This window comes from Nostoc sp. (assembly GCF_036919555.1).
GTDB lineage: Bacteria > Cyanobacteriota > Cyanobacteriia > Cyanobacteriales > Nostocaceae > Nostoc.
This window is the reverse complement of record NZ_JBALCS010000008.1, coordinates 160,116-175,719: the sequence shown is the minus strand read 5'-3', so window position 1 is coordinate 175,719 and position 15,604 is coordinate 160,116. Positions and strand designations below refer to the sequence as shown.

The following is a 15,604-nucleotide window of genomic DNA, read 5'->3' as shown; positions in this document are numbered from 1 at the left end:
TCAATTTCATTCTTGTTCAAATCCCTGATTACTAAATTTGAGAACCCGGCAATTCTCGCTGACTGTGCGAATTACATTATCTGGTACACCTTCAGGGACAGTGACCTGAAGTTCCAAGGTAATTTCTACTTCAGCACCTACCAAGCTGCTGAGGTGTTGAATAACCTCGTCTGCTATTTGTGCTACGTCACGTCGTAGCCGCAATGCGTCCAATTTGACTGAACCATAGAAACGTTTTGGTGGAACTATGACAGTTACTTTGCTATCAGAGGAGCTATCTGCTGTTATTACAGTGTCAATAGTTTTTTCTTTTTCAGTCTTATAGCTTCCTGTTCCTTCTTTAACTAGTGGTGGAGTTAGAGGTTTAGCCATAGCAGCATCTGCCTCAAGCTGCCGTTGCGCTACTTCGGGTTTAACTATCAGGCTTTGACTACTCAGTGTTACGGTAATGTGTTCAGCCGTTTTCAAACCAAGGTAACGTCCTTTTGATTCATCCCACCCTGTGGCATAAGCAAAGTTTTCATTCCACAGTAACGCTGCAACTCCTTCTTTGATCGCTTCTAATAGCACTTGTTGATTTTTGATGCGTGGCAGGTAAAGGTAGTATGCTAAGTACTCCCACAACTTCTTAAGGTCGAGGTGGTTTACATCGCGCCAGAGATATGGATCAAGGGCTTCTAGGCGCAGGCGGCTGGCGGCATAGTTAGCAATCAAATGTTCTTCATGGACTGCTTTACGACTTGCTTGCACAATAGGAGAATCTTGCTTTTGCAATCGAATTTCTTGCCATTCAATTTCTCCTTGGGGGTCGGGTTGCATTGGCACTAACAACCAAATGTAAGCTTCCTGAATTAAACTTTTTACATCTTTGTCGGTTTGCTGTTGTTTAGTCGTCGCCTGATTGCTTTGAAAAACATCTAAGTTTAAGGCTTCTTTATCCCGAATAATCGAATTCCAGGCGAGGTACTGGCAAACAGATTGTTCTAATAGCTCCAGTTTTGCCTTGTCTGGTGCCAGAAACAGCAACATATTCTTGCAGTACCGAGGACTGGCTCCCTTTTGGTTCAGTATTTCTTCGGCTCTAGTGCGGGCTTGGGTTTCGCTTTCCTTATTTTTATGGGGATGTTGTGGCCCCATGACAACCAGCCTTACAGCCATTTCATCAGGAACATCTGCACAGGAGTCGGGAGCAATATGTACTCCAGCAAACTCGCCACGTTGCTTATCAGCCTTTAATCGGAGAATGATTTCATCCCAAACTTTATCTTGATCCTGTTGGATTTGCTCGGCTCTGTCTTGGGCAAGTCTGGTGACACTAGGCTGAGTTGAGAACCAGTAACGAGTGTTATCGACATAAAGATGTGTGGATTGGTCGGTAAGTCGGCGCAAAGCATCGCCAAAAGTTGCTGCACTTTCCCCTGGTTGAACACACCCTAACTTGATCCGATGATCTTCTACACCGCGATTAGCTGCTCTCAGAGTAGGAGCAGAACCAAGGTAAATTGTCCTGGCAACGCGGCGACAGGCAGAGTAACGTCCTAAGTTCGGGTTTTGCCGATCGCACGCCAATGGGAGAGAATTATATCCATCTACATCTTTTTCAATCACTGGCACCCAGTTATCTTCGAGGTAGCGAGTCAATTCTGTTTGTACCTGTCCGTCATCCATTGGCACGCTGGCAGGCATGATTAACAAACTCTTGTCCTGTCCTTCCCAAAGTGAATGAATCACCTTTGCCATCAGTCGCAGCACACCCCGCGTGCGTTGGAATTTGTCGAGAGTTGACCAGTCATTATAAAGTCGGTCAAACAGTTCTGGATGGATAGGGTAGGCATTTTCTAGCCGTCGTTTATAATTAGCTTCTCGGCACTCACTAGGAAACTCCTGAGATTGGTTTTGGTACATTTCTGCAAAGGCACGGATGATGGCATCACGGGCAATAAAGCCATTTTCTTCGGTAATGGGTTGAAATAGCCGCCGCCGCACAATTTCAAAGCTTTCATCAGCAGTTGCTGGTCGCCAAGGAGATTCAACTCTACCAATAGCATTTTTGAGTCTACTTAAGGCTGCTTTACCGCGATCGCCTCCAATCTCATTATCAGATGCAGGGATACTCACAACCAAAAGAGTTTGGTTAGCGTTTTTTGCCGACTCGCTCAAAGTCTGGGCAAAGGTAAAGTGAGTGTCAAAGCTGCCCCCCGGAAGGTCGTTTACTTCGTGAAGCTGTCGGGCATAAGCTACCCATTCATCAATTAAAATCAGACAGGGTGCATAGCGGTTAAACACGAGCCGTAGGGTATCGCCAGGGTTCGTTGAAGTTTCATCTGCTTCTCGAATCATATCGTAGGCTTCCCTACCGCCCAGTTGCCAAGCTAATTCGCCCCAGAGTGTGCGGACAACTGTGCCATCTTTTTTATGTTGAGGCTGACCGGGAGAAATTTTATTTCCTACCAGAACTGCTGTGTTAACTTTTGGCGGAGGTAAAACATTTGCCGCTTCCAGCACTGGTTCCAATCCAGGTAACTTGGATGCTGGAACTCCCATGAACAGGTGGTATAGTGCCAACATCGCGTGGGTTTTGCCCCCACCAAAGTTGGTTTGCAGTTCGATAACGGGGTCGCCTGCATTGCTAGCAAGACGTAGCAAGGCATTTGTGAGCAGTTGCTTTAGCCCTTCAGTGAGAAAAGTACGACTAAAAAACTCTGTAGGTATGCGGTATTCGTCGGAACCTTCATCTAAATAAACTTGCCAAAGGTCAGCAGCAAATTCTGCTTGTTGGTAGCTACCAGAAGCAACATCTGGGTGAGGTGTGACAATTTCCCGCCAGGGTTTTAAACCGCCTACAGGATTGCCCTCTAGAGGTTGGAGAGTAGCACGACGAGTTTCACGACGGGCTTGTTCTGTAAAGCGTACCCGCAAAAGTTCTTGTTTTTGTTTATCAACTTCATCTGCTTCTGGTGCGGAAAAAGCAGAAAGTAACCGCGATACGCTATCAAGAGCGCGATAGGCATCATCTGTAGAGAGTGGCTTGTTGTGCGCCCAAGAGTTGCGCGTGTCAATTAATTCCCCAACCAAGCTTCTTTCAGCATTGCCCAGAGTCTTTTTGAACACCTCACGCCACTGATTAGACATGAGTTTCAGCAGTACTGATTCGTCCTGCTTGAGAATTTGCTGGACAGTACGTCTGAGGCTGTGGTCTTCTGGAACAAAAGGTGTAGCGGCAACTACCCATTTATCGCCATAAACGGAACGCATTTCCCTTTCCACAAAAGGATATAAGCCATCTCTCAAAAGGTCTAGCACCCTGCCAACTCGTTCGCGGTTACTTACGGACATAGATTTTTTATACTAGTTTTTCTTTTAACTCAGGGCTGCTGCCTCACGTTGGCGCAGCCCGCCGTAGGCATCGCTACATCTACTCTGGATGTTAGAGCCACCTAAAATGTATTAATAGGCTGAGGCTAATAACGAGAGTCGAAAGTAATTAAAGTAAAGCCATTTGTAAGGGAGTCGATTCTTTGCTTTCAGCAGCGAGGCGAGAAATTTCTGGCCAGGAAATCACTAAGCTGTTGTAAGCGACACCTTCAGCAGCCCAGCCTTTTCTGTCGCAAATGTTATACAGCCGATAAGCTAATTCCCTTGCTGCTTCTCCTATGGTTCCCAGTTGAGAGAGTAAATTTGCAGCACCTTGATTTCCAGCACCGTCTTGCAATTCCCGAATCATGTGTTGTGTTGCTTCCCAGACAAGACAGTTATCGATTTGTGGGTTCCAATTTTTGGGTAATTCGTCGCGGCGCAATAGTCGCACTTTACCCGCCTTGGCAGTGAGGATGCCAGCGTCTACCAAGCCTTGCACGGCTGTATTCTTAGCTTTGGAGAGGGTTTCAGCATCGCCAAATAACCCTTCATTAAAGGTATGCTGTTCATACCAAATCAAAGCAAAGCAAGTTTCAGCATCAAATTCTCCTTCTTGTTCGGCGAAGAATTCATCTAAAGTTTGATTAATCAGCTGTAGGGCAGTACGCACAAGCATCCGTTCGCCATCTGATTCTAGGACTCTGCTATAGCGGGAGTAAATTGCCATACCAGGGCCAATGCTGGCTTGTGCTAAATCGACCGGGGCAATGTTGCCTTGTTGAAGTTTTTGTAACGCATCGGGAAGTTCACGTTTAAGGGTGTTGACGAATTGACGGCGGGTTGTGGATGGGGCGGTTTCTGGGCGAGGGCGGCAAACGAGTACAATAGACGATGCGAGGGCATTGCTGCCGCTTTCACGCAAGCGCCCAGAACGTTCTGTTCGCATTGGCCAAGTTCCAGTAATTGTAAACCCTGCATTGAGCAGTCCTTCTAGCATGGTTTCCCATCCTGTAGAAGCGGTACTCAAGACGCTATCCTTACACATATCGTTATCTTTATCCTTCTCATTTTCAGTCTGCTTGAAAGCATAGTAAATAGTGAAAGGATAGTCATTAAGTTGCAATGTGCGGATCAAAGAGAAAACTTTTCCTAAACCTTCTTCAAAAAATTTTTGCGCTTGTTTCCGACTGCCATGCCGATATAGGTCTGCTACTAGCTCTTGCGATTTAGGTGTAAGAAGCGTGCCAAATAAATCAGGGTAAATGCTGCCTAGTGACTGACGAAGCCAGACGTAAAAGAAGTCTGAAAGATCAGCGTATGGTACATTGTCGTAGTAAGGTGGGTCAGTTGAAATTAGTGAGGGAGTAGCTGATAGTGTAGTTGCATCTTTGTGGGTGACAAATCCTGAGCTTCTGTTTGCAATTGTTGCAATTGAATCAGCAACGATATCAACTGACTTTGTTGCTGAACCACCAATGCTTGAGAAAGGATTTACTTCTGCATAATCCCAAACCATAGAAATTGCTTGCCGTCCAAATAACATAGACGGACGATCTTCTTTGGCATACCACGGGACAAGAGAACATCCGTACATTGCAAGCTTATCAACTGCAAATGCTAAATAGATCGCTACTGCATCTGCATAAGCAGTTGCACCCGTGCCACCTTCACAAAGTGGTAGACAATTATCAGGCATCCCTTCTGCAATAGCATCAACAAGTACCTTTTCTCGTACTTCACTTATTAAGTCATTAAAGGTGGTTAAAGCTAATAGTTGACGTGATGTAAAAAGGTCGCAATAGCGAGTCATTCCATAACGAGGAGTAGCCATGTATTGAGGATGTGTAGAAAGTTCACTTTCTGGCTTCCACTTTGGCTGTGCTTTAATTGCCATTCCCTCGTGTTTTTCATCAGCTGTCAAATAAACTCGTTGACGTTGGGCTTCTGCGACAATAGCTAGTAATTGTGCGCCCATCCGTCCCGCTTGCCCTTCAGCCCGGATATGGTTCAATGGCACTGGTGTACCGCAACAAATACAAGTTGCTCCTTTGCGACTAACAGTTCCGCCTGGTGGCTTTCCCTTACCAGTATTTACTTGAAACCTTACTACAGCCGGGTGCTGACTGCGTTCGATAATTGGTTCTACCCAAACTTCTTTATTTTTCTTTGTCGAAAGCGCAAAAGAACGCATTAATGGCATCTGTGCGCCACAAACAGGGTTGGAACATTTCAATGTTCTTGCCCACAACCAAGCAATAACCATCCCCTCACCACCACCATATTCCTTTGGCAAATTCACTTTTGGGTACAGAGGTCCAATTTGTTTAAAAGCTAAATTCCGCATCAATTGTCCGTAGTAGCGTACATCTTCTGCTAATCCTTGTGTTCCATACCATTTTTGTAAAGGTAAACTACTGTTGACCCTTACTCTAGAATTAACTGGAGGCTGATCAGCAAACTTTGGCGGAATTTCAATCAAGGCTTTGGTAATTAAAACCGCTACTGGGTTAATATCACTCCCATGTGCTTCTAGACCTAATCTTTGAGCTTCCAAAGGTATACTGCCCCCACCACAAAATGGGTCTAGGACAGGCGGTGGATTATTATTTGTTGATTGCAGAATTTCTGCTTTCGCTTCGTTTAAAACTTTCTCATTATTAGTATTCTCCCACTTTACCAATTCTTCGATTATTTTGAATAATCTTTCTCTCTCTTCTTTTTGGCTCTCTTCTGTAGGGAATTTATCGGTATGACTGGACGGATCATCTACCAAAGATGCAAATAATACAGCTCGGCAAGCTGCCAAAGGTCGTTGTGCCCACCACTTGTGTATTGCTGAAGGATTACCTCTATAAATATAGTTTTCTCTTGCAGATTCTTTGTTAATTGCTTCCAGTGGTAACGCGACTTCGATAAATTGCGTTCTACTTCCATCACAGCCGTCATTGCTGCCTGTTCTACCCGTTCCGTCTCCCTAGCAAACATCGCTGTTGTTGCCTGTTGTTTGCCTTGCATTCGTTGCAGTAAGACTACTGAAACTACCAACGCACCCCCAACCACCACAGGCGGTAATGGCGATAATCTACGTTCTTGCTCTAATTCCTCCAAGCGTTGCATTAACCTTGCTTGCAAATCATCGGCTCGCTGACGTGCTTTACCTGAGTTAATTTTGGCATTAGGCTTGCCAGCTTCCTCTTGCATTTTCAGTTCTCCTGCCCGATGATCCCAGTAATTAATCTCCTTGGTTAATCTATCTTTTACTGCTGTCATCGTCTTAGCAATCAGTTCCTCTTTGCGCTGCTTGAGTTCTTGAAGATGTTGGGGAACAAGGTGAGCGATCGCATAACTCTTGGCTTTTGCTTCTAAATCTTCTCGCAACCAAGATTCTTCTAAAACTGTTTCCACAACACCCTTTTCCTCGTCTGTTAGCGGACGGTAATTCAGGTAAGGTGCGTAACCTGCATTGTAAGTATTGCCTTCTGGGTTGATTTCCACATATTGCATCCGCCGGGATACTAAACGCCTAGAGCCATTTAGATTTGTCCGTGCGTCTTGTATAGAATGTTGTAAGTAAACTAAGGCGCGGGTTTCTTCGCTGGAATCATTTTCATCCACTAAGATAGTGCCTTGTTTTAACAAATCCCGGTGTCGTTCCAAAGTCAAGTCAATTGTGGCATCAAGTAGAGAATGTCCAGAACAGATGAAAGCAGCTAGCGGTTTCCCAGAAATGCTGATCAAATCTTTTTCAAAGCAGATGCGTTCGTAGCGTAGCAGCAACGGTTCTCCGACACCAATTTGCCGCCCTCGATTGCGAATAACTGCCGGAACATTACTGATTTCGTAACGCTGGGGTTCACGTTGACGCAATGTTCCACCTAATTGGGTAAATGCTTCTAGGAAGAAAGAAGCAATAAAATGAGGTTGCAACCGTCGCGCTTGCGCCCTTTCCATTTCTTCCCGAATTTGCTGCACTTTGGCGATATCCATCGAATCTCGTGCCAAAGCCCGTTCTTCTAAAAGTTCGCGTAGTCGCTGTTGGTCGAGTTTATCATGTACGACTTGGTTCAGTCTATCTCGCACCTCTGGTTGATCGCCATAGCGAATTGCTTCAATCAATAACTCTCGTAATTCCGTCCCTGCGATCGCTTTTCCCAATACATCAAATACTTTACCTCCCAGTGCCTTCTGCTCTGCCTCTATCTTTTTCAATAACGCCAAATAGACATCGCCTTCACGAGTGCCTTTTGCCACTAAATTCCATAAGTGACATACCTCCGTCTGCCCAATCCGGTGAATTCGCCCGAAACGCTGTTCTAGGCGGTTAGGATTCCAAGGTAAATCGTAATTAACCATAAGGTGCGCCCTTTGCAAGTTAATCCCTTCACCCGCAGCATCCGTAGCTATTAAGACTTGTACTTCAATATCTTGGGTAAACGCCTCCTGCGCTTTGCGGCGTTCTTCGCGTCCCATTGCGCCATGTATATTTACCACAGCTTCATTACGTCCAAGTAGCGTCCGAATCCGATCTGTCAAATAATTTAATGTGTCCCGGTACTCGGTAAAAATCACGAGCTTGCGCCGATGTCCTTGGGCGTTGAACATTTCGGCATCATTTTACAAGAGATTCGAGAGTTCTTCCCATTTTTTATCTTTACCACTACGTCGCACTCGTAGTGCCAGTTGCTCTAATTCTTCTAAAAGCTTAATTTCTGTTTGTAATTCTGCGATCGTCCGTGATGCTGTAGCTAGGTCAACTACTTCCTGTTCTGTTGCTTCTCGTTCTTCACCAGGAATATCTTCTAAGTCTTCCAGATCCAGAACCTGCTTAAATTCAATGATGATTGCATTACTTCCACGCCTCAAAACTTCTTCTTGCCTCAGCCGTTTTTGCAACCTTTCGCGACGACGTAGCAGCGATTGATATATAGCTTCTGGTGAAGAAGCAAGCCGACGTTGCAAAATAGTCAAAGCAAAGCCAACATTACCTTTGCGCCCTTCATTTTCTAAAGCATCGGCACGATTAAATTCCTCGCGGACGTACTCAGTGACTCGCTTATAAAGTACCGCTTCTAAATCTGATAGCTCATATTCTATAGTGCTAGCTTGGCGTTCTGGAAATAGCGGTTTTCCATCAAATTTCAGCAAATCTTCTTTAACCAATCGCCGCATCAAGTCGGAAGTATCTGTTACGTGAACACCATCGCGGAAGCGCCCTTCAAATCTGTCACCATCCAACAATGCCATAAACAGCTGGAAGTCTTCCTCTTTCCCGTTATGTGGTGTCGCTGACATTAATAAAAAATGCCTGGTTAAAGTTGATAGTAACTTGCCAAGTTTGTAGCGCTTCGTCTCTTTAATTTCACCACCAAAAAACGAAGCTGACATTTTATGAGCTTCGTCACAAACAACCAAATCCCAGTCTGTCTGTGCTAGTTTTGCTTGTAAATCTTGATTACGGCTGAGTTTGTCCAGTCGCACAATCAGCAATGGCATTTCAGCAAAAGCATTTCCAGTTACTGCCGATTCAATGCGATCATTGGTGAGAATTTCAAAGCGTAAATGAAACTTTTGCGACAATTCATCTTGCCACTGTGGGGCTAAACTGCCAGGACAAATCACAAGGCAACGATGCAAATCGCCTCGAATGAGCAATTCCCGCATCAGCAACCCCGCCATAATAGTTTTACCTGCACCAGGGTCATCTGCTAAGAGAAAACGCAGAGGTTGACGAGTCAACATTTCCCCGTAAACGGCTGTTATTTGGTGTGGTAAAGGTTCCACTAGAGAGGTGTGAACAGCTAGCAAGGGGTCAAAGAGATAAGCTAGACGGATGCGGTGCGCTTCTGATGCCAGACGAAAATTAGCCCCATCAGCAGTGAAACTCCAAGCACCACCAGATGTGATTATTTCCAGGGTAGGTTCTCTATCTCGAAAGACCAACTCATTCCCTAGCGTGCCGCTAGCATCTTTGTATGTTAATTCCACAACATCAGAGCCATGCCATTGAGCATCGACGATGGCGACAATACTATTTGGCAGAATACCTTGCACTTGCGTGCCTTTCGTCAGATCCTCAAGTCTAATCATATTGCGGTGTTTTGCCTTTTGGCAGATGTCAGTGGCAATGTAGATACCAATGTTTTGTGATCTGACGTTGCTCCTTATGACCATAAGAGACACTAGACTGGTTGGTAGCTAGTATATTTACTGATTTTAGCTGTAGTAGTTTGATATTGCCTAGAAAATGGCGTTGCTTAATTGAGGGCTGATTTAAGCGATCGCAATATGATAACTATGTTCGAGGTACTGTATTGTCAAAGTATTAATAGAAATTTTCTTACTCAATAATGCTTTTGATATTCTCCCATTTCTGCAAAGGATGTAAAACATCGCTGGCATTGCCCGTCTATCCATAAAGCCGGAATGGGAAAGGGTTTTTCACAGACAGGGCATTTTGATAATAAGCGTAACTGATGGCGATCGCATCCCACTGTCTTTTTGAACTGCCACTCGATTTTATGGCAAGGTGACTCTGCATAACAGGCTCCACATAATCGAATTGGACTATGTTTCATGTCTACACCAGCAGGCGGTAACATATCTCGCAATCTATCTGCATCAATTTGCACCACAGTTGCTAGTGCTTCTAACTCCTGATGAGTAGGGAAGGGATTAAAGTAAAACTTTTCCCAACGTGCTAACACAGATCCAAGTCCTGCGACATCACCTAATCCACTAGGAGCAGAAAATTTATTTCCTTTCTCTCTACGAAATCTACCTAGAAAATGGCTAATGCTTTCCCCTTCATAAGGGTTTACTTTACTTAACCAAAGTATCTTTTCTTCTGCTAAATTTTCTTCCATATCATAGTTTTGAAGCACTAATTACTTCTTTTAAAACATCTTTATCAACCTTTTTATAACCTCTCAATAATGAACGAATTGCGGCTTTACGAAGAATCATATCTAACCTACCAATTAATTTCTTGGTTGACTGCTTCAAAATCTTTAAGTTATCTCCGCTTGCCAATTTGGATTCTTCGGGCAATCTAAGCACATCTCGTTCCCAAACTTGAATCATTTGCTTAAATTGATTGTCCTCCAGTTTATCTAGCTCAAACTGCTCTAGAAACCTATTAATAACTTGTTCATCGCGTTTTACAACTGCCAATAGCCGACTGGTAGTACCTACTAAGAGAACCGAGATTTTTAAATTATCATCATCGTAAATATGCCGCACGTCTGAAAAAGTTTCAAATTTTAAGTGATTTGCCTCATCAATAATTAGCATCTCAACTTGATGTATTTCAAGGCTATCAAGTGCGCGTTCCCTCAAATCAGAAATTGTTCCATTCGATGGTTTATTTAAAGCTTTGAGAATTTTAATGAAAAAATCTCTTGAACCACAGTTTTTGGGAATTTGAATATAGACGACAGGCTTTATTCGCTGTCCTTGTCCTTGCCGTAACTTGTTATAATTATTTCTAAAAGCTTTACAAGTAACTGTTTTTCCAGAGCGTGATTCTCCTACCAATAGACCAGTCATCTTAGAAAGAACTAACTCGTACATCCAAGTATGACAAAGTTTAACTTGGTCTAATTCTAAGTAAGGAGCGCGACTCAAACGTTCAATGTGAGCTTGGATTTCTGGCGTGGGTTCCTCAAAAAAGTCCAATTGTTTTGCATCTGTCATATTCTGTACCTAATCCTCTTCAAAAAATTCATCCATATAGCGAACTTGATACTTTGGTATTTCCGCTTCTGCATCACTTTCTATTTCAACTTCTTTAGGCTCAGGGACAGCAAATTTTTTAGCCACTGGCTCTACAGGATTAACTTGCTCATTTGCAGCTTGTCTGCGTTGTTTGCGGTTTTGTTTAATTGTTTGCTCTACAAATGCTTGCCGATCAAGCATTGCTTCTAAAATTGAGTCGTTATTTATTTCTTCGCTTGCTTCTTTTAACCGCTTATTAATTGCCTTGAGTTCTCGTAAAGATAGATGTTCTGTTTCCAAACCTTGAGCGTGGGCATAATCGAGAAACTCTTCTGTGCTGTCTGCATTAATTTTGTATACAAGAAGTGTTGTTACGTCGGCAGGGTCATATCTCAGTGCTACAGTTTCTCCATCTCGACCTCTCAAATGATCTGCACGATAGGTCAAGTTTTCAAATTGAATACAGCCATATTTTTGAACTTTGCGCCGTTCTTGCTTCATTAAACAAATCGCTAAGTCCAATTCATTATAAAGGTATGGTTCCGTCATCAATCCAGCTTCCCAGCGCCCAATTCGAGACTGGTCTTTCATTCTGGCATCTGTATGCTGGTTGTACTCATCAACGATGTAGCGCACTACAACTATCTCTAAATCTTTGAGAGTCAGGCAAGCATCTTTATCAACACTTTCTGGGCGTTTCTGCACATTTGATCCTGTATATCCAGGCAGAAGATTTAATACTTGCTCGTTAAGTGTTTTAAAAAAACGTTCAACAATTCCACCATCAGATGGTCGTCTTCTCAGAGCGCAAGTAAAACCTATTTGCACTGCAACCTGTTCTGTGGTGTGGATAGAAGTAAAATCTTTACCACCATCGGTGTAAAAGTAGTTAGGTTTTCCGTGAGTTAGCCACTCGTTACGTAGTTGGTACTCAGAGTCATAGGATTTGGGCAAAATTGTATGACGGAGAGCTAGGGCATCAATTTGAGAACTAGGACTATCAAATCCCAAATAAAAACCTACTAAGCAACGAGAGTAGGAGTCAATCACAATAGTTAACCAAGGACGGTCTAAAACTCCATATTCGTCCACCAGCCTTACATCTAAGCGAGTATGGTCGCACTGCCAGACATCATTACTGCCTTCGACTTCCAACTCTCGCCCATCACGGGTCATGTGAGTGAGTTTTTCTCCTGAGTAACTAGGACTACGTGCATTATTTTTTCTTTCTTCCTCCTCAATCTGTTTGTCTAGAATTCTATAAACTGACTGGTGGCTAGGATACTCACCTTTTTTAAGACCTTCTACCTTGGCTTTACCCTTAACTTTTAAAAACACCTGATGGCGAGTCATTCGCTTGCTACCCTTGTTGCCATCGGTGTAAGTATTAATTATGAAATCTACCCATTCTTGATCAAGGCGGTGTTTTCCTTTGTCTGAGCGTGTTGTCGCCAGCCCAACTAACCTTTCTTCCTGCCATTTTTTCAGTAACCGCTCTACCTGGCGAATTGACACACCCAATTTTTCGGCAGCTTCCTTCTTTTTCAAGCTGTAGATTTTGCGATCGCATGGCTCAGTTAGGCTTTGAATTACCTCCATTCTCAGCTTTACTTCGTCAGTAATTAACTCCTGTGACGGCAATTTAGACCAGGTTGTAGAATTTTGATGCTGTTGTAATTCAACAGCATCATCTTTGCTTACAAGATAAGTATCTTCTAATTTTTGATACATTGTTAACTTAACAAAAGTTTAAGTTAATTAAGAGCATTAAATAGCCTCTGAGGTTGGAGATTGCGATCAGAGAATTGGCTCAATTTATATTGCGAATTGGATTGCACGAATATTGTTACACTAACATATAGTGTGCAAAACTAAACTTATTGTGTGTAAAGTTATTTATCAATGGCTCCTCAAAATGCTTTTGTGACGTAAAACTTGAGTTTGGACTAATTTACATTTAGCAGCAATGAATAGGAGGCAAGAGAAAGTTACCCATTGCCCAGCTTTAGCTTGTGCCAACAGTTCAGATAATTGGCGGTCTACTTGAACTGCATCATTTCCTAAAAGTTCTGGAAGAAAGGGACGAATCTAACGGGTTCCCTCCAAAATATCTTCAGGTTCAAACACCACAACTCCAAACCTCATTATGTAAGATTAATAGCTAACTTTTTTAGTTGTACACTGAACACACTAGCGCAGTGAATTTTCTAACACTGATGCAGTCTATACCACTATTACTCAGGTTTTATTCCTTACATAAATACATTGCCGCTATCAAGGATGCGACACTTAATTTGTGAAGTTATTTAATAGCAGACTTTCTTAGATAATAAAATAAACGACCATTAAAATGTGAAAATTTTGCTTTTTCGACCTCAATTTGTGAAAACATTGAAAATCTCTAGTCACTTTTGGATAATCATATAAATTAATAAAAACCTTGTATAGCAAGGGTTTTGTAGGCTAAAATCAGCGACATTAATTTGTTAATCTACGACATCTAATTTGTGAATGTAGACTAGTTATCAATAGTACTAGGGAGCCTAATAAACTTTGTTTATCTTCAATTACCGCAATATTTTTTAAAGTATATCTATTATGCTTGCTATTTCAATTAGTCCAGTTCTTAACTCTTGAGCTTCCTTTTCAGTGGTTATAGGGCCATTATCATTTACATTTTCAACTTCTAAAATAGCTTTTTTAGTTTTGATTCTTAACTTCAGACTGTGAAAGGTAGTATCATTTTCTTGCTTTTTCTCCCAGACAATGAAGAAGTTTGGTTTGCCTGGAACCATATCTTGTACATTACTGTATAAATAATTAATTTTTGATTTATATACCTTTATACCAAAATATCCTCTACCTCCTGCCCCAGGATTCTTAGCTACACATTGGAACAATTGATAAGTGCCATTATCTACAAATTCTATAGAGCCATCTGCTATAGCTATTGCTCTATAATTAGCTGGAATAGATATTTTTATTCCCATATTAGTTAAGGTTACTGTCCTTTTAATCTCAGAAGCAGTCTCTTCATCAAAAGCGCATATAGTTGGTTTTGCTTGGGCTAATACTGGACAGGCTACTATGCAAGCCAGGATCATAGGTAAAAAAATTTTATTAAGTCTCATTTTTATCTAAGCTACTGAATTTACTTTTCCATTATTGGGATCTGAAACATAATCTTCAGTTTTTAGACAATATATTTATTCCCCCAAATAGAAGAACGCCTGTAGCTGCCCCAACTATTAATCCTCTTTGTATTTGATCTGAAAAAGTTTTATCTTTATCAATTGCAGTGAAGTTCATACTGCAATTATCAAAACTTCCTACTGCAAATGCACAGTAGCTGTAAGTGGAAGGTTTAATGGTGTTAGCTCCAATCAAACCTATAACTAAAGAAACAAATAAAGCAGCACTATATTTAATCTTATTAGACATTAATTTGAATACTATTAGAGCTTTTAATAGCTTATCCAGTAGATTATTTAACCGACAGAGAGAAAATACTGAATTTAGTTTTATCTTCAAAAAGACTTAAAACAAAGCCTTTATTGAGTTATAAAAAAGTTGTAAATAAAATTCTAGTCTGTAATCTTTACTGGGAAATAACTCTACTAAAAAACCTGCTAAGAACAATAAGCATAACCATAAAACCTTTATGCTATCTAACCTAGCAGGGATTGTAGAGAAGGGTAAACTTGTAATTCCTTATGATGAGCAGGACAGATTAAAGCAACTTAAAACTAAAATGAGATTTTATAAGTTAGATGACAAAGGTCTAAGCCACAGATACTGTTATGAGTTTAGCTTGAGCTGCTTATGCCTGGAAGAGAAGAGAGAGTAATAATACTTATTATGATGAAGAGGAAGCGGCAGATTATTTAATGGATAGAGTTGTGTAGGCTAATATAAAGGGTTTTAAACTAGAGCATTACCACAATGTTTACATACTGTAGCTTCTTTTTTCACAGTTTCTGCACAATAAGGACATATTTTATAAATTCCTTTGTTAATCATTGAATTTTCTGTTTCTTTTAAAAGAAGAGCATGAGGCAAAGCAAAAATAAACATTAGATGTCCATACATCCACCAATTATAAAAATTTCTTCCTTTGTTATATGCTATGAAGCCAGGAATTAATCCTATTAACCAAGCAAATATTACAGCAAAAAGTGACTCCCACTTATCTGTTGAACCAAAAATAATACTTGTCTGAGCTACTGCAATAGTTAGTAATAGCCAGTAATTAGCTTTACATAACATCTCATCAGTGCCTTTTTCTAAAGCATTAAGAACTCCTTCATTAAAAGGATAGCCTATTTTATTATTGAAATAATGTATTATAGGAATAATTAATAAAGGAACACATATCAAAGAAAAAGCTAAAAATCCTAGTTGTGCTTGTAATGTCATAAATTTATAGATACAATTCACAATTTTAGTTAATTTAACTGTTTGGTAGGCGGTTTTTTATTAATTAAATCACTAATTTTTTTACATGAACCTACAATCAACCCTATACCAAACCCAT

Annotated in this window: 10 protein-coding genes; all 10 read right to left on the bottom strand. The window is 41.5% G+C overall.

The window, feature by feature from the left end:
* Window positions 1–6: 6 nt before the first annotated feature.
* Window positions 7–3,336, bottom strand: a complete 3,330-nt coding sequence (locus tag V7K36_RS03295) for a Swt1 family HEPN domain-containing protein (protein ID WP_335113164.1) — start codon at window positions 3,334–3,336, stop codon at window positions 7–9.
* A 148-nt stretch (window positions 3,337–3,484) separates the two neighbouring features.
* Window positions 3,485–6,214: a DUF1156 domain-containing protein gene (locus V7K36_RS03290; RefSeq protein ID WP_335113248.1), complete on the bottom strand. Its 2,730-nt coding sequence runs from the start codon at window positions 6,212–6,214 to the stop codon at window positions 3,485–3,487.
* A complete protein-coding gene (locus V7K36_RS03285; protein WP_335113162.1) occupies window positions 6,124–7,959 on the bottom strand; it encodes a helicase-related protein in 1,836 nt (611 codons plus the stop codon). The genes V7K36_RS03290 and V7K36_RS03285 overlap by 91 nt, the downstream gene beginning before the upstream one ends.
* 12 nt (window positions 7,960–7,971) lie before the next feature.
* Window positions 7,972–9,444, bottom strand: coding sequence for a DEAD/DEAH box helicase (locus V7K36_RS03280; RefSeq protein WP_335113160.1), 1,473 nt, complete (start codon window positions 9,442–9,444; stop codon window positions 7,972–7,974).
* 254 nt (window positions 9,445–9,698) lie between these two features.
* A complete protein-coding gene (locus V7K36_RS03275; RefSeq protein ID WP_335113246.1) occupies window positions 9,699–10,220 on the bottom strand; it encodes a TniQ family protein in 522 nt (173 codons plus the stop codon).
* A 1-nt stretch (window position 10,221) separates the two neighbouring features.
* Window positions 10,222–11,049 carry a TniB family NTP-binding protein gene (locus V7K36_RS03270; RefSeq protein ID WP_335113158.1) on the bottom strand — a complete coding sequence of 276 codons (828 nt, stop codon included), beginning with the start codon at window positions 11,047–11,049 and terminating at the stop codon, window positions 10,222–10,224.
* Window positions 11,050–11,058: 9 nt separating this feature from the next.
* Complete coding sequence (locus V7K36_RS03265; protein ID WP_335113156.1) at window positions 11,059–12,801, bottom strand: Mu transposase C-terminal domain-containing protein; 1,743 nt, start codon at window positions 12,799–12,801, stop codon at window positions 11,059–11,061.
* Between the two features lie 851 nt (window positions 12,802–13,652).
* Window positions 13,653–14,201: a hypothetical protein gene (locus V7K36_RS03260; protein WP_335113154.1), complete on the bottom strand. Its 549-nt coding sequence runs from the start codon at window positions 14,199–14,201 to the stop codon at window positions 13,653–13,655.
* A 55-nt stretch (window positions 14,202–14,256) separates the two neighbouring features.
* Window positions 14,257–14,511, bottom strand: coding sequence for a hypothetical protein (locus tag V7K36_RS03255; RefSeq protein ID WP_335113152.1), 255 nt, complete (start codon window positions 14,509–14,511; stop codon window positions 14,257–14,259).
* Window positions 14,512–14,991: 480 nt separating this feature from the next.
* Complete coding sequence (locus V7K36_RS03250) at window positions 14,992–15,486, bottom strand: zinc ribbon domain-containing protein (RefSeq protein WP_335113150.1); 495 nt, start codon at window positions 15,484–15,486, stop codon at window positions 14,992–14,994.
* Window positions 15,487–15,604 lie beyond the last annotated feature (118 nt).